20 protein-coding genes and 2 pseudogenes are annotated in these 21,553 nt (G+C 40.1%); 10 read left to right on the top strand and 12 right to left on the bottom strand.

Annotated elements, in window-relative coordinates; translation table 11 throughout:
• Nucleotides 1-138 precede the first annotated feature (138 nt).
• Together IEO70_RS02600 and IEO70_RS19910 are read left to right on the top strand one after the other, a co-directional pair.
• Nucleotides 139-1,569 (top strand): carbon starvation CstA family protein, encoded by a 1,431-nt coding sequence (locus IEO70_RS02600; RefSeq protein WP_190996782.1) that lies wholly within the window; start codon nucleotides 139-141, stop codon nucleotides 1,567-1,569.
• A gap of 405 nt (nucleotides 1,570-1,974) precedes the next feature.
• On the top strand, nucleotides 1,975-3,027 hold the full coding sequence (locus IEO70_RS19910) for a 2,3-butanediol dehydrogenase (RefSeq protein WP_190996781.1): 1,053 nt from the start codon (nucleotides 1,975-1,977) through the stop codon (nucleotides 3,025-3,027).
• A gap of 68 nt (nucleotides 3,028-3,095) precedes the next feature.
• Here IEO70_RS19910 and IEO70_RS19850 read toward each other — a convergent pair.
• A pseudogene (locus IEO70_RS19850) lies at nucleotides 3,096-3,854 on the bottom strand (MerR family transcriptional regulator); the annotation flags it as partial.
• 152 nt (nucleotides 3,855-4,006) lie between these two features.
• Here IEO70_RS19850 and IEO70_RS02590 point away from each other — a divergent pair.
• From IEO70_RS02590 to IEO70_RS02575, 4 genes and pseudogenes are all read left to right on the top strand, one after another.
• Entirely contained in the window at nucleotides 4,007-4,180 is a 174-nt protein-coding gene (locus IEO70_RS02590) for a hypothetical protein (protein WP_190996780.1), read from the top strand.
• Between the two features lie 172 nt (nucleotides 4,181-4,352).
• The gene (locus tag IEO70_RS02585; protein ID WP_190996779.1) at nucleotides 4,353-5,141 is read left to right on the top strand and encodes an ABC transporter substrate-binding protein; all 789 of its coding nucleotides are present in this window, start codon (nucleotides 4,353-4,355) and stop codon (nucleotides 5,139-5,141) included.
• Between the two features lie 30 nt (nucleotides 5,142-5,171).
• Nucleotides 5,172-5,864: an amino acid ABC transporter permease gene (locus IEO70_RS02580; protein WP_190996778.1), complete on the top strand. Its 693-nt coding sequence runs from the start codon at nucleotides 5,172-5,174 to the stop codon at nucleotides 5,862-5,864.
• Nucleotides 5,851-6,573 (top strand): annotated as a pseudogene (locus IEO70_RS02575) (amino acid ABC transporter ATP-binding protein). The gene IEO70_RS02580 and the pseudogene IEO70_RS02575 overlap by 14 nt, the downstream one beginning before the upstream one ends.
• Before the next feature lie 8 nt (nucleotides 6,574-6,581).
• Here the strand turns inward: IEO70_RS02575 and IEO70_RS02570 are convergent.
• Nucleotides 6,582-7,157 carry a YdcF family protein gene (locus tag IEO70_RS02570; RefSeq protein ID WP_190996777.1) on the bottom strand — a complete coding sequence of 192 codons (576 nt, stop codon included), beginning with the start codon at nucleotides 7,155-7,157 and terminating at the stop codon, nucleotides 6,582-6,584.
• Nucleotides 7,158-7,246: 89 nt separating this feature from the next.
• Between IEO70_RS02570 and IEO70_RS02565 the strand changes: the two genes are divergently transcribed.
• Complete coding sequence (locus IEO70_RS02565) at nucleotides 7,247-7,693, top strand: GNAT family N-acetyltransferase (RefSeq protein ID WP_328820851.1); 447 nt, start codon at nucleotides 7,247-7,249, stop codon at nucleotides 7,691-7,693.
• A gap of 25 nt (nucleotides 7,694-7,718) precedes the next feature.
• Here the strand turns inward: IEO70_RS02565 and IEO70_RS02560 are convergent, their stop codons facing one another.
• The 8 genes from IEO70_RS02560 to IEO70_RS02525 all read right to left on the bottom strand — a co-directional run bounded on the left by IEO70_RS02560 (nucleotide 7,719) and on the right by IEO70_RS02525 (nucleotide 16,046).
• Entirely contained in the window at nucleotides 7,719-8,501 is a 783-nt protein-coding gene (locus IEO70_RS02560) for an HAD-IIB family hydrolase (protein ID WP_190996776.1), read from the bottom strand.
• A gap of 157 nt (nucleotides 8,502-8,658) precedes the next feature.
• Nucleotides 8,659-9,003, bottom strand: coding sequence for a hypothetical protein (locus IEO70_RS02555; protein WP_190996775.1), 345 nt, complete (start codon nucleotides 9,001-9,003; stop codon nucleotides 8,659-8,661).
• Between the two features lie 150 nt (nucleotides 9,004-9,153).
• Nucleotides 9,154-10,329 (bottom strand): amidase, encoded by a 1,176-nt coding sequence (locus tag IEO70_RS02550; RefSeq protein WP_190996774.1) that lies wholly within the window; start codon nucleotides 10,327-10,329, stop codon nucleotides 9,154-9,156.
• A 32-nt stretch (nucleotides 10,330-10,361) separates the two neighbouring features.
• Nucleotides 10,362-11,942 (bottom strand): gamma-glutamyltransferase, encoded by a 1,581-nt coding sequence (gene ggt / locus IEO70_RS02545; RefSeq protein WP_190996823.1) that lies wholly within the window; start codon nucleotides 11,940-11,942, stop codon nucleotides 10,362-10,364.
• A 52-nt stretch (nucleotides 11,943-11,994) separates the two neighbouring features.
• Complete coding sequence (locus IEO70_RS02540) at nucleotides 11,995-13,374, bottom strand: allantoinase (RefSeq protein ID WP_190996773.1); 1,380 nt, start codon at nucleotides 13,372-13,374, stop codon at nucleotides 11,995-11,997.
• Between the two features lie 20 nt (nucleotides 13,375-13,394).
• Nucleotides 13,395-14,435, bottom strand: coding sequence for an ABC transporter substrate-binding protein (locus tag IEO70_RS02535; RefSeq protein WP_190996772.1), 1,041 nt, complete (start codon nucleotides 14,433-14,435; stop codon nucleotides 13,395-13,397).
• Nucleotides 14,436-14,456: 21 nt separating this feature from the next.
• Entirely contained in the window at nucleotides 14,457-15,314 is an 858-nt protein-coding gene (locus IEO70_RS02530; protein ID WP_190996771.1) for an ABC transporter permease, read from the bottom strand.
• A 12-nt stretch (nucleotides 15,315-15,326) separates the two neighbouring features.
• The gene (locus tag IEO70_RS02525; RefSeq protein WP_190996770.1) at nucleotides 15,327-16,046 is read right to left on the bottom strand and encodes an ABC transporter ATP-binding protein; all 720 of its coding nucleotides are present in this window, start codon (nucleotides 16,044-16,046) and stop codon (nucleotides 15,327-15,329) included.
• Nucleotides 16,047-16,268: 222 nt separating this feature from the next.
• Between IEO70_RS02525 and IEO70_RS02520 the strand changes: the two genes are divergently transcribed.
• From IEO70_RS02520 to IEO70_RS02510, 3 genes are all read left to right on the top strand, one after another.
• Nucleotides 16,269-16,706: a hypothetical protein gene (locus tag IEO70_RS02520; protein ID WP_190996769.1), complete on the top strand. Its 438-nt coding sequence runs from the start codon at nucleotides 16,269-16,271 to the stop codon at nucleotides 16,704-16,706.
• Between the two features lie 280 nt (nucleotides 16,707-16,986).
• Nucleotides 16,987-17,079: a DUF2691 family protein gene (locus IEO70_RS20390; RefSeq protein ID WP_190996768.1), complete on the top strand. Its 93-nt coding sequence runs from the start codon at nucleotides 16,987-16,989 to the stop codon at nucleotides 17,077-17,079.
• Between the two features lie 356 nt (nucleotides 17,080-17,435).
• The gene (locus IEO70_RS02510; RefSeq protein WP_328820850.1) at nucleotides 17,436-18,698 is read left to right on the top strand and encodes an OFA family MFS transporter; all 1,263 of its coding nucleotides are present in this window, start codon (nucleotides 17,436-17,438) and stop codon (nucleotides 18,696-18,698) included.
• Between the two features lie 260 nt (nucleotides 18,699-18,958).
• On the opposite strand, the gene IEO70_RS02505 is transcribed toward IEO70_RS02510, so the two are convergent.
• Together IEO70_RS02505 and allC are read right to left on the bottom strand one after the other, a co-directional pair.
• Nucleotides 18,959-20,215 (bottom strand): pyridoxal-phosphate-dependent aminotransferase family protein, encoded by a 1,257-nt coding sequence (locus IEO70_RS02505; RefSeq protein ID WP_190996766.1) that lies wholly within the window; start codon nucleotides 20,213-20,215, stop codon nucleotides 18,959-18,961.
• Between the two features lie 12 nt (nucleotides 20,216-20,227).
• Nucleotides 20,228-21,457 (bottom strand): allantoate deiminase, encoded by a 1,230-nt coding sequence (gene allC / locus IEO70_RS02500; RefSeq protein WP_235973463.1) that lies wholly within the window; start codon nucleotides 21,455-21,457, stop codon nucleotides 20,228-20,230.
• Nucleotides 21,458-21,553: the final 96 nt, after the last annotated feature.

The raw sequence follows: 21,553 nt of genomic DNA, 5'->3' as shown, positions 1-21,553 counted from the left end.
TAACAATCTTTTCGACAAAAAACGGGGCGTGACAGGTACTAAAAAGCTACAAAATTTTCAGAAAAATCACTTGCAGCATAAGCTCGTCTGTTATACAATACAAATTATCTGAAAATTAAAATACTTATGGAGGGTTTTATGTTTACGCTTATTGGTGCTATTATTCTATTATTTCTTGGTTATGTTGTTTATGGGAAGTTTGTGGAGAAGGTGTTTGTTGTTAATGACGCCACTCCGACACCAGCTTATACGAAAACGGATAATTTGGATTATGTTCCGATGCCTGCTTGGAAGGGGTGGGTAATCCAATTATTGAATATTGCGGGGCTTGGTCCGATTTACGGTGCGATTGCCGGTGCTTTATATGGACCGGTTGCGATGGTTTGGATTGTGCTTGGCTGTATTTTTGCCGGTGCTGTCCATGATTATTTCGCGGGTATGTTGTCTGTTCGCCATGGTGGCGCCCAATTTCCGGCGCTTGTACAAAAATATTTAGGAAAAGCGATGCGTGTATTCACAGATGTTGTGTCAGTTGTATTAATGATCTTAGTTGCGGCCGCTTTCACTGCAGGGCCAGCAGCAGTCATTTCAGCAAAAACAGGAATCACATTCATAGTAGCAATCGGCATTATTTTCTTATACTTTTTATTGGCTGCCATACTACCGATCAACAAAATTATTGGTAGAATATACCCAGTATTCGGAGCCGTACTATTAATTACAGCAGCAGCTGTTCTAATTGCGTTGCTGACTTCAGATATTAAAGTGCCGGAATTGACATTTGCAAATATGCATCCGGGTGAACTGCCGATTTGGCCGTTGCTGATGGTTACGATATCATGCGGCGCAATATCCGGATTCCATTCAACGCAAAGCCCAATCATCTCCCGTACGCTGAAAAAAGAAACGGAAGGGCGCAAAGTATTTTATGGAGCTATGATTGGTGAAGGTGTAATCGCTTTAATCTGGTGTGCTGCAGGGATGAGCTTCTACGGAGGAACAGGCGAACTTGCATCTGTAGTCTCAGCAGTTGGAGCTGGCGGTGTTGTTGATCAAATTTCAGTCGGATTATTAGGAACAATCGGAGGTCTGCTGGCTATTCTAAGTGTCATCATTCTGCCAATCACTACAGGCGATACGTCATTGCGTTCAGCTCGTATGATTGTGCTGGATTTCATAGGCTCTCGCATTAAAGCGAACCAAAAAACAGTTGCAGTCATCGCAACAGTAGCCGTTACAATTCCGGCATTCTATCTGTCTACCATTGATTATCAATTTTTATGGCGCTATGTAGGGATGACAAACCAAATGGTTGCGACAGTGATGCTATGGGTGGCGACTTCTTACTTATTAAAAGAAGGAAAACTGCATTGGATCACAGGCCTACCAGCTGTATTCATGACCGGAGTTGTCTTCTGTTATCTAATGGTTGCTCCGGAAGGCTTTGGTTTAGAATATAATTTTGCGATGATTATCGGTCTATCATTTACAGCGGCTATCGCGTTATTTTACGCATACCAAATTTTCCGCTACAGCAAGCTGAATGTTCCAGCTTTAGCTAAAGAATAAAAAATGAGGTATCCTGCTTTTATAGCGGGATACTTTTTTTATGACTTAAAACAAAAAATGTAATCTTGAGGTAAAGTATTTGTGGGCAAAGGAGTGAAAATGTTCAGCAATAGTATTTTGGGTATTCTACTACACTTTGGTTTTTATAGAGAAGAAGTGCAAGACTTCATATAAAGGCATCAATTTTCTGCAAACGGGAGAGATTCAAATTCCACCGGATACTCATTGCCGGAGTGGCAGCCGTGCGTTTAAAGATAATTACTGCCAGGCGTTTGTGTTTAATCACCATAAAGCTATTTATGTAGCCAATTTTTAATATTGTTTTCATAAAATATTGAAAACTGCTATGTATAATGAATTTAACTGCTAAAACCGGTAGTTAATAATTATTTGGGGTGATTATAAATGAAAGCAGCTCGTTGGTATAAAGCAAAAGACATTCGTGTAGAAGAAATTGAAGAACCAAAAGTGACAGCCGGTCGTGTGAAAATTGAAGTAGCTTGGACAGGTATTTGCGGAAGCGATCTTCATGAATATGTTGCCGGTCCTATTTTCATTCCGGTAGGAACTCCGCATCCAATTAGTAAAGATGTAGCTCCAATTGTCATGGGGCATGAATTTTCCGGAATAGTATCAGAAGTCGGTGAAGGTGTCACTTCTGTTAAAGTTGGCGATCAAGTTGTTGTTGAACCGATTTTAGCTTGCGGTGAATGCCCGGCATGTAAACAAGGAAAATACAACGTTTGTAAACACTTAGGCTTCCACGGATTATCAGGCGGAGGCGGCGGATTCGCTAAATATACAGTAGTAGATGAGCGATGGGTACATAAAATGCCGGAGGGTCTTTCATTAGAACAAGGTGCAATCGTTGAGCCATCAGCAGTAGCGCTGCATTCTGTACGCATAAGTAAGTTGAGAGCAGGTGACAAAGCGGTTGTGTTCGGGGCAGGTCCGATTGGTCTATTAGTGATTGAGGCTCTAAAAGCGGCGGGTGCTTCTGAAATCTATGCGGTTGAACTATCAAAAGAACGTTGCCAAAAAGCGGTAGAGCTAGGTGCGACTGTCATCAATCCGACAGAAGAAGCAGATGTAGTCGGTCGAATTCGAGAATTGACAAATGGCGGGGCAGATGTTGCCTTTGAAGTGACTGGTATTTCATCCGTTTTACAACAAGCAATTGATTCGACTAAATTTGAAGGTGAAACAATTATCGTTTCAATTTGGGAAAAAGAAGCTTCCTTCCAACCGAATAATGTTGTATTAACAGAGCGCAGCATGAAAGGAAGCATTGCCTATCGTGATGTTTTCCCGGCTGTTATGGAATTGATGCAGCAAGGTTACTTCCCAGCTGAAAAAATCGTTACAAAGCGTATTCCATTAGATGATGTTGTGACTGAAGGTTTTGAAACGCTAGTAAACGATAAATCACAAATTAAGATTTTAGTAGACCCTAAATAAGTAACATGAAAAAATAGCTTGCAGATTCTCGTTAAGGAGGGAATACTGCAAGCTATTTCTGTTTCATCTTCCTTGTTCCAAATGCCATCGATATACTGTTCGCGCGGAGTTTCTGAAACGGTATACCCGTTCTCATTCGCCCAGTTTAAGGCGAATGCGTAAGCTTCTTGAATGCCGTTGTAGCTGCCTTTATGGTAGACGCAAACCGCTTCAATTGGTGAGAGCGTTTTGAATTTAATATTTTCTGTTTCAATTCCTTTTTTGGTGACTGCCTGAGCGTATTCAATTCGCATATTTTCTGGCTTAAAATCTTCGTCAAGATAGGAAACATAACAATAATCAGGCTCAAAGCATGTTAAGGTCGGGTTGGCTTCTTTACATTCAGCTCCGGCGCTTAAGATAAATGCCGTCATGTCGTTGAAATTATGAATCATTCCTTGTTTGTAATAGACAGCGTAGGCAGGGATTTGTTTCACAATAGCTTGATAGATCATTTCTGAATCCTCCTTTAACTTCTGTAAAATGAAATCGATACGAAGCAGTGTATCTTCTAATTGCTGTTTTTCCTGTTCGAGAATCGCTTTACGTGATTCCAAAATTTTCGTCATATTATTCCCGGTCATCATTTGTTTAATCTCTTCTATCGATAAACCAGCTTGCCTATATGAGACAATTTTTTGCAGAGGATAAAGCTGCTCGGTCGTATAGTATCGGTATTTTGTCGTCTCATCGATATATGCCGGTTTCAGTAAGCCGACTTCATCGTAATAGCGCAGCGTCTTTACAGTCGTTTTCGTCATTTTTGAAAACTCACCGATTCGAAACATCGAAACCAGCTCCTTTAATCTACTTTCATTCTATAATCTCCTGCAGCAGGAGAGTCAAAGTGTATGATTGTATCTACCCTTAAATTATCAGGCTATTCCCTATGCTAATGGGATTAATTATATAATAGAAAGAAGGGAAAGAGGTGATTTCAATGAAATGCAGTAGTTGTGGTGGTAGTTCATTTGTACAGGCAACTGATTATATTAATCTTCGACCTTTAGGAAAGAGGAGCGCTTTTGGTTCGGAGAAAGTGTATACTATTTGTTCCGATTGGGGAGAAGTTTTATCAATTAAAATAACGAATCCTGAAAAATTAAAGCAATGAAATAATTCAGCCACAAAATATGCTTTGTGGCTGGATTTTTAAAATTGAATAATAAACCCTTTAAATTGATGAATACTGCACTAAAATGAATTTTAATGAATAGCTTATACCATTTTCTTATAAGTATTAAGTAAACATAATATTTAGTGAGTATTTGGAAAGGGGAGATTTGATGAATAAGAATGTTAAGCTTTTGACTGTTTTAGTTTTGTGCTTATTGTTAGTAGTTGCCGCATGTAGTTCCAATGATTCACAGGAAAAAGATACGGAAATGGAATTGGTGAAAGAAGGGAAGTTGACATTTGCGATGAGTGGTCTATATAAACCTCTCAATTATAAAGAAAATAATGAACTCGTTGGTTTTGATGTGGAGATTGGTACGGAGATTGCGAAACGAATAGGATTAGAACCAAATCCGGTTACGAATCCTTGGGAAACAATTATTCAGGGACTAAAAGGAAAAAAATATGACGCAATTATTGGAAGTATGGCAGCGACAGAAGAACGCGCAAAGCAAGTAGATTTTACGGAGCCTTATTATATTTCTGGGGCACAAATATTCATTGATGAATCAAATGATTCGATTAAAAGTAAAGAAGATTTAAATGGTAAGCGAATTGGTGTTGTTCAAGCGAGTACGTATTTAGAGGATGCAAAAGGTTTCACTGAGGATATTAAAAGTTATCCAAGTGACATTTATGCCCTGCAAGATCTTGCTCCAGGGAGAGTAGACGCGGTTATTACGGATAAAATAGTGGGTATCACTGCTATGCAAGAATCGAATATGAAATTAAAAGCGATTAGTCCAATGATTCGAACAGAAAATATTAATATTGCAGTTAACAAGGACAATCCTGATCTTTTGAAAGCAATTAATGAAGCACTTGCTTCAATGATTGAAGATGGAACATATGAAGAAATCAGCAATAAGTGGTTTGGCGTCAACCTGTTGGAGGAATAACGGTTACTCTAAAGAGGAGCTGGAGTAGAAATGGATTTTTTAAATAATATTGTTGCTATCTTTCAATCACACGGCCTAGAGTTTTTAAAAGCTGCAATGATTACAATTCGCATAACGGCGGTTTCGTTATTAATTGCAATCATAATTGGGTTAGTTTTCGCTTTTTTCAAAGTATCAAACATTACTATATTGAGACGCATTGCAGATTTGTATATTTTTCTCGTACGGGGTATGCCATTAATCGTCCAGCTTATGTTTCTGTATTACGGTATATCTAGTATTATCGTTTTATCAGATTTCACTGCTGGTGCACTTGCTTTAGGAATCCATTCTGGCGCCTATATTGCAGAAATTTTTCGCGGTGCTATCCAATCAATTGATAGGGGACAAATGGAGGCCGCACGTTCACTTGGTATGTCTTATGCACTTTCTATGCGACGAATCATATTACCGCAAGCATTTAAACGTGCAATCCCCCCATTAAGCAACCAATTCATTATTGGCTTAAAAGATTCCTCGCTTGTAGCATATATTGCTGTTACTGAGTTGTTTAACCATGCACTATCTGCTCAAGCTCAAAATTATATGCCGTTTGAGACGTATTTTGTTGTCGGTATTTACTATTTGATTCTTGTTCTTATTTTCACTCTTATTTTTAATAAGCTTGAAGGAAGATTAGATGTCGGTAAAAGTAAAGGAGGGAAGGGCTTTGCTAAAAGTTAGAAACTTATGTAAAACCTTTAATGGTCTCCAAGTCTTACTGAACGTCTCGATGGAAATAAAAAAATCGGAAGTCGTTGTGCTCATAGGTGCTAGTGGTTCAGGAAAAAGCACTTTACTCCGTTGCTTAAACTTTCTTGAAACGAAAGACAGCGGTGAGGTTGAAATTAATGGTGTAACAATTGAAGGTGAGAGGACAGATTTAAATAAAGTTCGCGTAGATATGGGTATGGTCTTTCAACACTTCAATTTGTTTCCGCACATGACTGTTCTAGAAAATGTTATTGAGGCACCTGTTCACGTAAAAAAGCTGAGCAAACAAGCAGCAACTGTTAAGGCAATGAGTTTACATGAAAAAGTAGGACTGGTCGATAAAGCATATTAATACCCTGAGCAATTATCAGGCGGGCAAAAACAAAGAGTAAGCATCGCTAGAGCATTGGCGATGGAACCGAATATTATGCTGTTTGATGAACCGACATCCGCTTTGGATCCGGAGCTCGTAGGTGAGGTGCTTGAAACAATTAGGGAACTTGCAAAAGAAGGTATGACCATGGTAATTGTGACGCATGAAATGGGTTTTGCACGTGAAGTAGCAGACAGAGTCATCATGCTTGCAGACGGTGAAATTATTGAAGAAGGTCCACCGTCTCTATTCTTTACGATCCCAAAAGAGGAGCGAACGCGCCGTTTTCTGCAGCAAGTATTGTGAGTAAATCGCTACTTTATTAAATATGTATAGTAAGCTGGAAATTCACGCAAAGTCGAATATACATCTCTTGAGTCAAAAATATCAGCATGAGCAGAAGCGATTGTTTCAAATCCAACTTTTTCGAATGCTAGTTTCGTTCTAGAAATATGGAAATACTGTGATATGACCATAACGGAGTGCAAGTCTAATTCATCCATGATGGCTTTTGAATTTTCCGCTGTCATATAGGAATTGTAGCCATCTGGGTCTTCAATAATGCTTGCTTCCTGAATTCCTTGTGCAATCAAGTAATTTTTCATTACTTCCGCTTCATCCCATCCTTCTTTACCGGTGCCTCCGCTAACGATAATATAGTTGAAATAGTTTTCCTCGTATAGTTGTACCGCTTTATCCAATCTTGCTTGCAGACGATCAGATGGCTGTCCGTTCAATTCTACTTTATTTCCGAGAACGACTGCGACATCAACCACTTCCAGTTCGTCATTCAATCCATCGGCAATAATAACAGCACTATGTATGATGAGCCATAAAAATAAAATTATCGACAAGCTTAAAGTCAGTTTCTTGAAGAATGATAGTGTCATGAGTTCTCCCTTGTTCTAGTTTTTTTATTAATTATAATAGAATGATAGTATTTTTACTATTTTTTCTTTAATTTCAATTATTTGGAGTGGTGGATATCATAATATTTAAAGAGATAGACAGGGACAATTTTTTTGATGTCATAGATTTACGGGTTAAAGATGAACAAAAAGGGTTTGTAGCCTCCAATATGTTTTCGCTTGCGCAGGCGAAAGCCTTTCCGGAGTGCATTCCTTTGGCTATTTATACAGATGATGTTTTAGCAGGTTTTACGATGTATTGTTTAGATAAAGAAGATCAGGAATATTGGATTTACCGATTGATGATTGATGAGAAATTTCAGTCTCTTGGGTTTGGAAAAGCGGCGATGGAGAAACTGATTAATCGAATTAAAGAGGATCCAAAGCATCGGGTTATATATTTGAGCTTTGAGCCGGAGAATCATCAGGCAAAACAGTTATATGAAAAATTAGGATTTAAACCGGAAGGAAGAGTAATTGATGGCGAGATTGTTTATAAACTGGAATACCCCTCTTAACTACAAGAGGGGTATATATTGCTATTTATAGTAGGGCATCTTCCAATAATTCATACACAAAATTGACTTGTTTTTTGCTGTGCTTTTTAATTTCATCATCGACATGTTTAAATGAATAAGGATGATCGGCAACTTTGAACATGCTGATATCATTGAAGGAATCTCCGATACAATATGTTTGCAGATCTTCATTGAGCAAATTGCAGAGTGTAGTAATGCCTGTGCCTTTGCTGCAGTTTGCGGCTGTGATGTCCAAGTAAATAGTATTCAAAGTGCCTAATGCAATCTCACCATACATTTCTTTTATATGATTTTGGATGTTTAAGATGTGATTGATTTTTTTGTCATTCTGAGCGAGTGCAATAATATCAAACTCATTCATTTTTGGATATTCTTCGTGAAAGTTATATAAATCTGTTTCAACAAAACCGTGAAGATGGAATAAACATGTTTTGCCGTTTACTAAGCCGATTGTATGCTTTCCGTTATAAAAGGAAATATTCATATTTTCATAGTTTAGGCAATGCTGAATGATCTCTTTTCCGATATTGCCGGGCACTTGTTCCCTGAACAGATCCTTGCCTTGTTGATTAACGATGTGCGCGCCATTATTCAATACTAAAAAGTCATAAGGGAAACCGTAAGTATCAATTAGTACTTGAGCTTCTTTTTCGTTACGGCCTGTACAAAAGGCGAAATAATGACCGTTCTCTCTTAATTTTTGAATCATTTCTTTATCTCTCGGATGGCGAACTCCTTTGTAATCAACAATTGTGCCGTCCATATCGCTGAATATAATCTTCTTCATGGTGTCCTCCTTACTATTATATTTTTATTATATTGAAATATTTTTGGATTGGAAGCGTTTTTATATCAGGGAGATTTTGTTAATAAAATTGGATTAGCCATGTTTCTGAAAACATGGCTCGTTAAACGTTGTTATTCAATTTGGAGATATCGTGTTTTCATTGAGGATTACCAACATAGGTCATGCCAATTTTAAAATTGTAAGCCGGATTTAAGGTTTCAGTGTAATATTCCTTTAACTCTTCTGCTTGTCCAATGTCATTGGTCCAAGCGATAGCTTCAATCTTCATGCTATTATTCGGTACATTGTGAATGTACTTGCAGATCGGAACATGACAATTCTTTTCAGCTTCTTCGGATAACTTTGCAAATGTTTTCTCCAAGCTATTATTTGTTACACCAACAAATAAAGCGCTTTCACTTTTAAGGTCGATGATACTAAATACGATGTAAATTTGTTTTACTTCCTCCATATTCTCTACAGTTTCAAAAACGTCAAGCATAACGGGAACAGCTCCTTTCAATGCTAGGAAGTATTGCATTTGAGATGAAGAAGCTTTAACATTAGAATATCACATGTGAAATAATTCACACAATTTTTTTGCTCGAAAAAATAGAGCCGAAACGCAGTAGCGGCACGACTCTAAAGTTTGTTACTTTAATGATTCTGTGAAAGCAGCAGCCCATTTTAAAAGTTGTTTATCACGGCCTCGATTGGCGATGAAAGATAGTCCAATCGGTTTGTGATTGAATGTTACAAGAGGTAGGGTGATTTGCGGCAATCCTGCCAACCCGGCAATGCAAGTAAGCTGCATATTTTTAGCCCGGTTTTGTTCCAATTCGTCGCTGCCGGCGGTTAAGGAAGGGGCGGTTTCGTGGGCAGTAGGGATTACAATCAGACCGTCTGAGTCGAGTAGTTTCGATAAAAATGAACCAGTTTTTGTTTGGAATTCCTTCCAAGGTTCGGCATCGCTTTTTTTCATTTGACTGGCTGCCTGAAAACGCTGGGCGATGCCCGGTCCGAAAGCAGGCTTTACTTTTTTAACCCATTCTCCGTGCTCTTCCCATACTTCCGTACCTTGTATGACACGAAAAGCCTCTGCCCATTCTTGTAAGCCTTGATTGGAAATCGTCAGCCATTGCGCATTGTCAAATTTCCCTTCTAAAATTTCTAGTATAGGTGAGAAGGCTAAACGAACCGTATCATTTAGCAATCCCCAAGCCTCAATCGGAAAGTACAGCTTATAAAAATCATCCTCATCACAATCATTCTCAAGCAAGCAATTACCAATAAGCTGCAGCGTTTCGGCATCGTTTGCCATCCAGCCGACTGTGTCGAAGCTTTTGGAAAGCGGAATGCATCCTTCTATCGAAACAGCCCCGTAGGTTGGCCGGAATCCGTATATCCCACAATAGGAAGAGGGGATTCGGATAGAGCCGCCTGTATCGGTTCCGATAGCAAAATCGGTTAAATGAGCAGCGACAGCCACAGCTGAACCGTTTGAAGATCCGCCGGGGATACAGTCCGGCGCCTTTGGATTGACCGGTGTGCCGTAATGGGCATTTTGCCCGTTCAGGCTGTACATCATCTCATCTGTATGAGTTGTCCCATGCAGTGTTGCTCCGTTATTTAACAGCTTGTCAATGACGGCCGCATTTTGCTTGGCCGGTTCGTGCGTGCGTAGCCAATCGGGATTTCCGGCGCTGTTTGTATAATCTTTTATTGCAAATACATCTTTAATGGCAAATGTATAAAAGTTTAAAAGTCCGGATTGTAAAGGGGAGAGTTTCACATCTTCGTTCATAAAAGCATTATAGTGCTCTTTCATTTTCTGCCTCCTCCAATCTATGTATTATAAATTTAGCGTCCGATTGCCGCTCCATCGCTGCGCGGATCAGTGCCGCCGTGCAAAAATCCTTGCTCATCAATGACAATCGCATTGGCGTGCCCCATAGCTTGGTGAAAATCATCGACGACGTTTACAATATGACCGGCTTCTTTTAAGCGGTCTGTCACGTCTTTGCTGACGCGGCCTTCAATTTTTAATTCGCGTGTCGGGTCACCCCATGTCCTGCCCCAAACAAATCTAGGTTCACTTATTGCTTGCTGCGGATTCATGCCATAATCAATCATTCTAGTCGCAATGATGGTTTGCGTCTGCGGTTGACCTTCGCCGCCTTGCGTGCCGTATACAATCGCAGGTTTTCCATCTTTGCAGGCCATCGCAGGCATTAAAGTGTGGAAGCTTCGTTTATTCGGCTCAAGACAGTTGACTTCATTTGGATCTAATGAAAAGAAAGAACCGCGATTTTGCATTAATATACCGGTATCGCCGGCTACAATTGCTGAACCGAACTCAAAGTACAAGCTTTGAATGAAGGAAATGGCATTTCCGTCTTTATCGACAACAGCAGCGTGTGCGGTATCACGTCCGACCGGCTTTGTATCCATATCGACCGCTTCTTTCCAGCCGATTTCATTTCCAAGCTGGTAGGCATAGCGTTTATCAAGTAACCGCTCAAGCGGAATATCATGAAAGTCCGGGTCAGTCAGTTCTTTATTGCGGTCGCGGAAGCAAAGCTTCAATGCTTCGACGAGAAGGTGATAATATTCATAGGAACCATGCTTAATCATGCCTAAGTCGAAGTCCTCTAAAATATTTAGAGCCATTAAACCGACGAAACCTTGTGAATTAGGCGGTACTTGATACATCGTCAGACCGCGGTAGGTTGTTTTAATCGGCTCTGTCCACTCGCCTTTATGGGCGGTGAAGTCATCCAACGTCAGCAAACTGCCTTTTTCCTGCAAGCTAGCGATAATATGTTTGGCCAAGTCTCCTTTATAAAACTCATCGCGTCCTTTTTCAGCAATTTGCTTTAATGTTTGAGCGAGTTTCTTTTGTACAAATTTTTCATTGATGGCAGGGACTTTGTTGTCGGGGATAAAAATTTCAGCCGTTTCTGGAATGCTTGACAGCAAATCGAAATGGGTTTCGGAGTTTTCATATTGGCTTTTTGAAAAAGGGAAGCCGTTTTCAGCATATTCAATTGCAGGCTGCAGTACATCTGAGAGTGTTAAATTCCCGTATTGCGATATGATTTCGTCCCAGCTGTCTATCATGCCGGGAACAGTAATGGCACTTTCGATACCGCGAATCGGAATGGCTTCCTTGCCTTTATATGCCTCTCGTGTGACTTGTGACCCGGAGCGGCCGCTTCCGTTATAGGAAATCATTTTTCCGCTCTTGGCATCATGAAGCAGCCAAAAAGAATCGCCGCCCATCCCTGTCATATGCGGGTATACGACTGCCAAACAGGCGCTTACAGCAACTGCAGCATCAAAAGCATTTCCGCTTTTTTGCAAAATTTCATCTCCGGCCATTGAGGCCAAATAATGTGGACTTACCACCATAGACTTTGTTCCAACAATTGCATCATTTATCATTATTCGTACCTCCTAAAATATTTATTCTACAAATGAGTAGTTTTGTCCTTTAAATGGAAATGGGGCTTAATCGTTTCGCGCCTAGCTTTACAAATCGGTTTTGTTCAAAAAGTACGTTTCCCCGTTGAATTGTGGCAATAACGCTGCAAGGAAAAGTATGATTCATGTAAAGACTTTGCTTATGTTTGGCAAAGAAGTTTGTTTTGTTGACGGTGAACGATTTATTTAATGATACAATCGCAAAATCGGCATCCATGCCTTCCTTGATTTCGCCTTTTGTGTTTAGCCCGAAACGTTCAGCAGGGGCTTTCGCAGTTAATTGTGCCACCTTTTGGAAGGGAAGGTTGTATTTTATAGCAATCTCAATCATTGATAGTAATGTAAACTGTCCGCCGCTGATGCCGCCCCATGCCTGAAACAGATTATGAGCGCCCGGATCCTTCATATCGTACGGGCAAGGGGAGTGATCGGAGGACACCATATCAAACTTTCCTTCTATTAATAAAGTAATCAATTTTTCTTGCTCATCCGGCAGTCTCAGCGGGGGAGCACACTTAGCGACAGCTCCTTTTTCAATTAAGTCATGGTGATTGAACAGAAGGTAGTGAGGGCATGTTTCTACGGTGACATTCATTCCGCGTTTTTTTGCTACTTCAATTTTTTCGATTGCGTGTGCGCTGCTGATGTGAACAAAGTGAAGGGGGCAGCCGGTTAATTCTGCGTATATTAGCGCCCGTTCGACTGCTTCAGCTTCAGCTAATATCGGGCGTGTTTCCAAGTAATCATCTGCGCTGACTTTGCTTTCTCGAATTTTGATTTCTGTCAATGTATCGGTAATTGGCGCGCTCTCAGCATGAAGTGCTAAAACTTTCCCCAATTCCGTGATTTTCTTCATCCCTTGAAGAAGTGTTTTATCATCCGCCCGTTCAAACTCATCATTGCCGGTTGCTGACATAAATGCTTTAAAGCCGATGACGCCATTATTGGCCAAACCCTCTAAATCATCAAGGTTGCCGGGAACGAGGCCGCCCCATAAAGCGAAGTCCGTCCATGATTTTTTATGGCCGATCTCCGCTTTTTCCAGAAGCGCTTCTTCCGTGATTGTGGAGGGGATTCCGTTCAAAGGCATATCAAAATACGTTGTGCAACCGCCGGCTGCCATCATTCGCGACCCCGTCTCAAAACCTTCCCATTCAGCACGCCCTGGCTCACTAAAATGAACGTGAACATCAATCATACCCGGAAAAACATAAAGGCCGGATAAATCCTGCTCCTCGAAACCAGCTTCCTCAATGCGGGGAGAAAGCTCATAAATCTTTCCATCCTTAATCGCAATGTCCAATTTTTTCACTTCATTTGCGAGGACGACGTTGCCGTTGCGTAGAATGGTGGTGCCTGTCACTCCCTGAGTTTTGTCGAATGAAGTCATTTTGATCCCGCCTTTACTAATTATTTCACTAATGCTGAGTCAACTTCTTTTAGAAGGGAAAGGTCGATATAGTCTTCTTTGGCTGGTATTTTTGAGATGTTGCCGACGCTTAATAAGTATGCGCCAACTTCAGGACCGTTACTGCCGTCCATGAAAGAGTCATCCACAGTCATATCGTATACATTTCTGTTCATGATTTCTGTCAGCTCTTCTTCACTTAAGTGCAGCTCAGGGGCTAGTGTTTTGATTGCTTCTTCACGATTTTCATTAATATAATCTGTTGCTTTTTTCAAAGCGCGAATGACAGCCTTCACTGTATTCGGATTATCTTCTAAATAATCATCCGTTACTTGTAAAGTCGAGTGAACGCTCATCCAATTTACATCTTCATTGCTGCCCAACTCATTTTTTGTACCGCTGAATAAAAATTTTCCGCCTGAGGCAATTGCTTTTGTGATAAACGGTTCCCAAGCAGCCATTGCGTCAATATTGCCGTTTTCCAACGCAGTTAGAGCATCACTAGGTGCTAGGTTAGCAACTTTAATCTTATCGATATCCACATCATATTCCTTCGCCATATTTTCAAGAGCAATTACAACATCAGCTCCGCTAGGTATTCCAATCGTCTTACCCTCTAAATCTTTTGGAGAATCGATTTTTGCGTCTTTACCCGCAACTACTGCTTGAGTACCGGCGATTTGCGCTAGTGGTGCGACAATTTTCACATCAACGCCTGAAGAAGTCAGTATGATATCCATAAAGTTGGTTTGAAGACTGAGTGGTGCGCTACCTCCAGCAACCATAGGTCCGATATCTGGTCCGCTTTCAATCAATGTATTTTTTACTTTTAGTCCTTCTTCTTCAAAATATCCGAGTTTATCAGCTAATATTTGTTGAGAGGATATTTGCGCATCTCTTACTCCAACCAATTCGATTTCTGTTTTTTCTAAACCGTTTGAATTTGAACTTTCGGGTGTTGTATTGCTTTCTTCTCCACAAGCAGAAAGTAGTAATAGTAGACCTGTAACAGTTAACATATTTTTTAAAATTGATTTTTTCATTGATATACCCACCTTTATAAATTATTCGATAGCACCTTTAAAACCGCTGTTTCTCCAAGAAAGCAACTTTTTATCTAAGAACTTCAGAATAGAACTAAGCAAGCTGTATTCTAGTCCAATTAATATAATCGCAACGAACATATCGGTAATTTTGAAATAGTTTCGCGCATCAACGATCATATAGCCTAAACCGGAAGTAGTGCCCATCATTTCCGATACAACTAAAGCAGAAAATCCAAGTCCGAGACTAATCTGACAGCCTGCCAAGATGCTAGGTAATGTGGAAGGTAAGATGACCTTTCGATAAATTTGTGTTTGGCTCGCTCCTAAGCTTAATGCAGAACGAATGAGATTGGAGTTGACCGTGCGTAGGCCTTCTAAGGTGTTTGTTACAATTGGAAAAAATGTGGTCCATGCTATTAGGATGATTTTTGGTATTTCTCCGATACCAAACCAAATGATGAATAATGGAAGCAGCGCCAAAGCTGGGATAGGTCCGACTAAATTTAAAATAGGGGATAGCCAATACTCAATCCATTTGACCCTTTCCATCAATAAAGCGGTAAAGATCGCGAACAATAATCCAATAAGAAAACCAATGAGCACTCTCCCTGTGCTTGCTGCTATGCTTGATAGTATCAATCCGCTTGCGGTCAGTTCCCACATTCTTGTTAAAATTAAACTTGGTGGAGGGAAGAAGTTCGAGTTAAACAGTTCAATAGATAAGTTGATTTGCGCAAATACTTCCCAAAGGATGAAAAAGACAATGGTAGGAAGAAATCCTTTAGGGAGTTCTTTCTTCTTTTTTAAAGCTTGAACCTGAAAGTTTTCTTGCTTTTCTTCTTTTACAAGCTGAAAGTCGACAGTTGTATTTTTCATTTGAATCACCCCTTACATTAAAGTTCTTTCAATTTCTGTAGCCAATTTTCCGAACTTTTCATCGTAGTATTGTCGCGGACGAGGCAAATGAACATTATATTCTTCTGCGATAAGCCCTTTTTTCAAAACAATAATCCGGTCAGCTAAATAGATAGCCTCAGATATATCATGCGTAATAAAGATAATAGTAGGTTTTAATTCCGACCATATCGTAATTAATTCATTACGCATATGTTCTTTGGTGAAAACATCCAAAGCCCCAAATGGTTCATCCATAAGAAGAAAATCTGGTTCGCCTGCCAAAGCTCTAGCAATTCCGACTCTTTGCTTCATTCCACCAGACAATTGGGAAGGGTAGTGATTTTCATATTCTTCAAGATTAATGAGTTTTAAATACTTTTTTGCCTTTTCTGTGGCCTCACTTTTGCTTAGTCCTTGGACAATAGGACCGAATGAAATATTTTCCAAAACGGTGTACCAAGGGAATAAGGCATGTTCCTGAAAAACCAATCCTCTTTGTTTAGAGGGTTTTTCAATTTTTTCTCCTTTGACTTTAATAGATCCGTGAGTAGGCTTTGTGAAGCCTGCTAATAAATTGAGCAATGTTGATTTTCCGCAACCACTTTTTCCAAGTATACATACAAATTCGCCTGGTTCGATCTTGACGTTAATGCCATCTAGAACGATATTATTATCGAAACTTTTCTTTAAGTTCTCAACTACTAATGTCAAATTATCCTCTCCTCCTATGTTAGAAAAATTAACATTGATTCGTTACTTGAATTATACATGTGCGAATAGGTAAAAAACATTGTCATAAATGACTAAAAATTCGCTTCTTTTTGTGCAGTATAGACAGTTGATTGAAGGGTTACTTAACATTCAAAGAACATTCTGTTAATTTATGTTAAAGTTAAATTAAATAGACACCTGGATAATAGGTAGGGGGATTATATGAAAAAGATTTTACTTTCTTTACTGCTACTGGTAACTTTTTGTTTCGGATTATACTTAATTATTGGAATATTTACAGATACGGAACCACCTTTGCCGACAATCACTGCAGGAGATAAAAAGGTGTCAGTATCTAATGGATCGTATTGTTGGGATAATTTTTTAACATCAGTTTGTGCTGATTCAGGTCCGCCTTCGCAAATTGCCAATAATCCCTTGAGTGTTTCGCCTGAAACGAAATTAAAAGTTAAATTTAAAAGTGAACCTGAAGAAAATTCGTTGAGTATTTACAGATGGGTTAATGGTGAATCGGTGACTATCACGTTGGGCAATGATGTTATAATCGCTCCAAGTGAAAAAGGTTTGCGTGTATATTCAATTAGTGGGAACTGGGAAAAGAGAAGTGCAAGCTATGTGTTTGCGATAGAGGTTGAGTGAATCTTTGAAGGTGTAAATTATTTAAATGATGAATAAAATTAAGGCGGTGCCTGAAAAAATCGCATTTGCAATAGGTTTAACTTACTATTAGCCTGAGGAGTATTTCTAGTTATAGTTTCTATTATGTTACCTCTTAATAATTGGATTTTAATAATTGCTGGAGGAATTATATTGTATATGGCTATCCTATTTATTTTAAGTGCTGCTGATCAAAGGCAAGCTCGAATTGAGAGAGAAAAATTCAAAATGCTAGTTTTGAAAAATCGGGGGAGTCGTTTTTGTGATATGGGGAATTAGCTTTGGAATTCCAAATGAACATGGGAGTATACTTTGGGAAGTGCTAAAGTCTATTAGCATAACAGTGTTCGAATGACAAATTGGTAACGGTGAGTCATATATAGTGGTTGATGACAAATTAGAAGAAGTGCTCTTTTCAGCAGATAGCTGGTAATGCAGGCAGGACCTAAAATTGACGAATGTATTCATTTGTTGTTTTAGGTCCTTTTTTGTTTTCTTTTAAACTAGATATCTTTTGCAAATCGGCAAGAAAAGGGAGAGAGTAAGATGAACTGCAAACAAACCACTTTCGACGAGATGAAAGTATTTTTCGGAAATTAAAATTAAAAAATAATATTTTTTAATTTTTTTGAAATTTATTATATGAAAACCGTATATTTTTTATTATAATGATATTTAATGTACGGGAATTGAAGAAGGGTGGAAATGGGAGTGAAGGGGAAGTTAGAAAATAAGTGGATGTGCGCCGTTTTGCCGGCATTGCTCATTCATTGTAGTATTGGTACGGTATATTGCTGGTCGCTCTTTAAAGAGGACATTGCCACTTATATCGGGAAGCCGATTGGTGAAGTGGAGTGGGCATTTAGTATCGCTATTTTTGTGCTCGGCATGTCAGCGGCATTCGGAGGGAAATTCGTTGAGAAAGATATTCATAAATCATCGTTAGTATCAGCGGTTTTTTTCGTTGTCGGTATGGCGGGGACAGGATTTTTCATTTACCAAAAATCATTGCTGGGCATTTATATTTGTTATGGGGTCATTATGGGAATTGGGCTAGGAATCGGTTATTTGACGCCTGTAAAAACGCTCATGCTTTGGTTTGAAAAGCAAAAAGGGTTAGCAACAGGTTTGGCTGTGGCAGGATTCGGTTTGGCAAAAGTCATCGCCAGTCCGCTTATGGAAGCTTTGCTAGGTCCTACGGCGGTGGATGGTACGCTTCAAAATCCGACGAATATTTATAAAATGTTCTATATATTGGCTGGATTATATTTATTGATGATGGTAATCGGACACTTGCTGATTAAAAAGCCAAAAGGATGGGTCGAAACGGAAACGGGCACCCAAACGTTCCGAGTCGGTATCGTTTTGAAAAACCGAACATTCATCGGTATTTGGTTAATGTTTTATATCAATATTACATGTGGATTAGCACTTATTTCTCAAGAGAAAGGAATGCTTTCGTTTATCGGCTTCGTTGCCGTTGGGCTTGTCAGTTCGCTGACGGCGGTGTTCAATGCTGGAGGTCGTCTATTTTACTCATCTTGGGCTGATCGATTGCGAGACCGGAACACTGTATATAAGATTATCTTTCTATCGTGCATTTCTGTCATCATGCTGATTATCGCTTTAGATGGCTTCGGCAATTCGATGGCTTGGCTCATCATCGTGCTGTTGTGTGTGATTAATGCTGGATACGGCGGAGGCTTTTCGACATTGCCGCCATTGCTTTCGGATCGTTTCGGACTGGATAAAATCAGCACTGTTCATGGCTTAGCTTTATCGGCTTGGGCGTTTGCAGGTTTGTCCGGCAATCAGTTAAGCGCATTTATTCTGAAAAAGACACAATCATACGATATGGTATTGTATGTAGTGATGGGCTTTTTCATTGTTGCAACCTTAATTAGTATCTTTATGGTAAAACCAGAAAAGGTATATCGAGAAAATAAACTTGATGATAAAAAAACGGCAGCTTAATAAACTGCTGTTTTTTTCTATTTTCAAAGATAACCTACCGAATCCACTTTGTTTGTTACAAATTTTTAATGTAATCCGCTAAATCTTTGTGTAATTTTTTGTTTTCATCTTCCAGCTCTTTAATTCTTTCCTCTAATTTTTCAATCCTCCGTTGGAGCGAAGTGAACACTGCGTTTTGATTCGCTTCATTTTATGTAAATAAAAGGAGGATAACAGCTATAATAGACTAATTATCCTCTATACCTATACCCTTATATAATTTACTCAGTTGCTGTTTTTGCTGTTAATAGACTTTCTTCGTACGCATCCATAGCCGCTTGCAATGCTTCACCCCGGTTTACACTGCAACCATGGCGGATTAGGACAGCTTCAAGAGCAGAGAGGACGATTAAGATATTTTCCTTTCGGCACGAGTAACCCATTGTGCCGATTCGCCAAATTTTCCCGTGCAGCGGGCCGAAGGAGGAGGCAATTTCGATACTGAATTCATTCAGCAGCATAGAACGGACGGATTCACCATCGATTCCATCCGGGATTATGATGCACGTAACGGGCGTCAGCTTATGTTCTTTGTTGCCGAACAGCTTCAAACCCATCGCTTCAATGCCGGCAATGAGCGCTTTTTCGTGAAGGGCGTGGCGGAGGAAGCGCTGTTCTAGACCTTCTTCTAAGACAATTCGCAAACCTTCTCGAAGGGCGTATAGCATTGAAGTTGCTTCTGTGTGGTGATTTAGCCGTCTGGGTCCCCAATAATCTTGCAACATACTTAAATCAAAATAATTGCTGGCGATAATCGGGCCGCTTCGACCAAGTCTGCGATCTTCATCTGTTTCGATACCTTGCTCGACTTTTTTTCGGCGTTTCAATACTTGCTCAATACGATTGTTGTACGTAATCGGAGCTGAGCCGGAAGGGACGGACAAACATTTTTGTGTACCGCCAACCAGGCCATCAATGCACCATTCATCAACCTTCACATCAACACCTCCGATAGAAGCGACAGCATCGACGACGAACAATATATCCGATTCACGGCAAGCATGACCAATCTCTTTCAATGGTTGTAGGCATCCGGTTGATGTTTCACCATGAACGATAGCGACAATTTTGGGTTTAATTCTTTTCATTTCTGTGATGATGACATCAGGATCGAACACTTCGCCCCAAGCACATTCTATTGTATATACATCTGCTCCGTAGCGTCGGCAAATTTCCGTGAGCAAATGGCCGAATCGTCCGTAAATCGGGATAAGTACTTTGTCTCCCGGTTCAATAATGCTACATAAAATCGCTTCGTTGCCGGAGCGGGAAGTGCCGTCAATCGGAAATGCCCATTGATTTTTCGTTTGGAATACTTGGCGTAACATATCCATTACTTCATTCATTATATGAGTAAAAGCCGGATCGAATTGTCCGACAATCGGTGTCGCCATCGCCCGCAAAACGCGAGGGTCGACTTCGACTGGACCGGGCGTCATAATTGTCCGCAGTGGTGTGTTCAAATCAGCATAACGCATGTTTTCACTCCTTTAATAAGCTAATTTGTATAGAAGTTCCGTTAAAACATCAATACCTGTTTCTAAGTCTTCTAGTTTCGTATATTCCTTCGGAGAATGGCTAAAGCCGGCAACACTTGGAACGAACAGAAGAGCGGTTGGGCAAACAGAACCGAATACTTGTGAATCATGACCTGCACCGCTGACGATATACTGATAAGGAATGCGGTTGCGCTCAGTAATGTCTTCGATATGATGGTTTATATCTTCATTCATGGCTATTGGTTTGACATCCATCCATTTTGTCACAGTCACTTGGAAATCAGAGTTGGAGGTTTTTTCTTTGAGATAAGAAAAAATATGTTCGCAAAACTGATCAAGCTGTACGTCATCATAATGGCGAATATCAAGGCTCAATTGTACTTCATCAGCGATTACATTCGGCACATTTGGTTTGGCGATTAATTTTCCGAATGTGGCAACTAAATCAGTTTCTTCGTTGGCAAGATTAGTTGTGAAATGGATGAAATCAGCTGCCAGTGCAACTGCATCTTTCCGATAGGCCATCGGGGTTGTCCCGGCATGATTGCTTTCGCCGTTAATCGTAATATTAAAGCGGCGCTGCCCGACGATGTGGCTGACGATACCGATTGATTTCTTATTTCGTTCCAGAACGATACCTTGCTCTATATGTACCTCGATAAATGCTTCGATATCGGAGCGGGCAGGGGGAGAATAGAGTGCATCGTCGAATCCTGCCTCTCTCATCGCCTGCAATAGCGGAATGCCGTCGCAATCTGTTAAATAAGCGGCATCCTCGAGACTATACAAATTCGTTATATTGCGTGAACCCCAAAATGTAATCGGGAAGCGACTCCCTTCCTCCTCGCAAAACGAGACAACTTCGATTGTTTTCTTCGGCGTTCCGTAAAGTTTAATCAAATTTTCGACTGCGAGAAGGCTAGCGATGATTCCGTATGCGCCGTCATATTTTCCTCCTTCGACAACGGTATCAATGTGCGAGCCGGTTAAAATCGTATTGCTGTCGCTGTCGCTTCCGGGCAGGCGACCGAATAAATTTCCCACGCAATCAAAATAGGCTTGAAGTCCGGTTTTTTCCATTTTCCCTTTTAAAGCATGTTGTGCTTCTACCCACGTTGGTGAATATAAAAGTCTTGTTACGCCGTCTTCCTTAGTCTTTCCGTAAGAAGCGAGCCACTCGATCATTTCCGAAGCACTCTCTTTTTTTATTCGCATAGCCATTTTGTCCCTCCTCTCTTTCTTTACAAAATAAAAGAATCCATTTTAGAACGAAGATGACTGTCTAACTGTACACCTGCCTTGTTTGAGGCCTACAGT

Source organism: Peribacillus faecalis (assembly GCF_014712675.1).
Taxonomy (GTDB): Bacteria; Bacillota; Bacilli; order Bacillales; family DSM-1321; genus Bacillus_AD; species Bacillus_AD faecalis.
Note: the sequence above shows the minus strand (reverse complement) of the source record. Positions and strands in the feature narration are given on the sequence as shown.

What these genes read in the sequence shown, in the direction of transcription:
- IEO70_RS02520 (WP_190996769.1), top strand. Translation starts at nt 16,269, where the DNA reads ATGAAAAAGATTTTACTTTCTTTACTGCTACTGGTAACTTTTTGTTTC.
- IEO70_RS02600 (WP_190996782.1), top strand. Translation starts at nt 139, where the DNA reads ATGTTTACGCTTATTGGTGCTATTATTCTATTATTTCTTGGTTATGTT.
- IEO70_RS02560 (WP_190996776.1), bottom strand. Translation starts at nt 8,501, where the DNA reads ATGAAGAAGATTATATTCAGCGATATGGACGGCACAATTGTTGATTAC.
- IEO70_RS02550 (WP_190996774.1), bottom strand. Translation starts at nt 10,329, where the DNA reads ATGAAAGAGCACTATAATGCTTTTATGAACGAAGATGTGAAACTCTCC.
- IEO70_RS02585 (WP_190996779.1), top strand. Translation starts at nt 4,353, where the DNA reads ATGAATAAGAATGTTAAGCTTTTGACTGTTTTAGTTTTGTGCTTATTG.
- IEO70_RS02530 (WP_190996771.1), bottom strand. Translation starts at nt 15,314, where the DNA reads ATGAAAAATACAACTGTCGACTTTCAGCTTGTAAAAGAAGAAAAGCAA.
- IEO70_RS02570 (WP_190996777.1), bottom strand. Translation starts at nt 7,157, where the DNA reads ATGACACTATCATTCTTCAAGAAACTGACTTTAAGCTTGTCGATAATT.
- IEO70_RS02535 (WP_190996772.1), bottom strand. Translation starts at nt 14,435, where the DNA reads ATGAAAAAATCAATTTTAAAAAATATGTTAACTGTTACAGGTCTACTA.
- IEO70_RS19910 (WP_190996781.1), top strand. Translation starts at nt 1,975, where the DNA reads ATGAAAGCAGCTCGTTGGTATAAAGCAAAAGACATTCGTGTAGAAGAA.
- IEO70_RS02580 (WP_190996778.1), top strand. Translation starts at nt 5,172, where the DNA reads ATGGATTTTTTAAATAATATTGTTGCTATCTTTCAATCACACGGCCTA.
- IEO70_RS02540 (WP_190996773.1), bottom strand. Translation starts at nt 13,374, where the DNA reads ATGACTTCATTCGACAAAACTCAGGGAGTGACAGGCACCACCATTCTA.
- IEO70_RS02505 (WP_190996766.1), bottom strand. Translation starts at nt 20,215, where the DNA reads ATGCGTTATGCTGATTTGAACACACCACTGCGGACAATTATGACGCCC.
- IEO70_RS02590 (WP_190996780.1), top strand. Translation starts at nt 4,007, where the DNA reads ATGAAATGCAGTAGTTGTGGTGGTAGTTCATTTGTACAGGCAACTGAT.
- IEO70_RS02555 (WP_190996775.1), bottom strand. Translation starts at nt 9,003, where the DNA reads ATGCTTGACGTTTTTGAAACTGTAGAGAATATGGAGGAAGTAAAACAA.
- allC (WP_235973463.1), bottom strand. Translation starts at nt 21,457, where the DNA reads ATGGCTATGCGAATAAAAAAAGAGAGTGCTTCGGAAATGATCGAGTGG.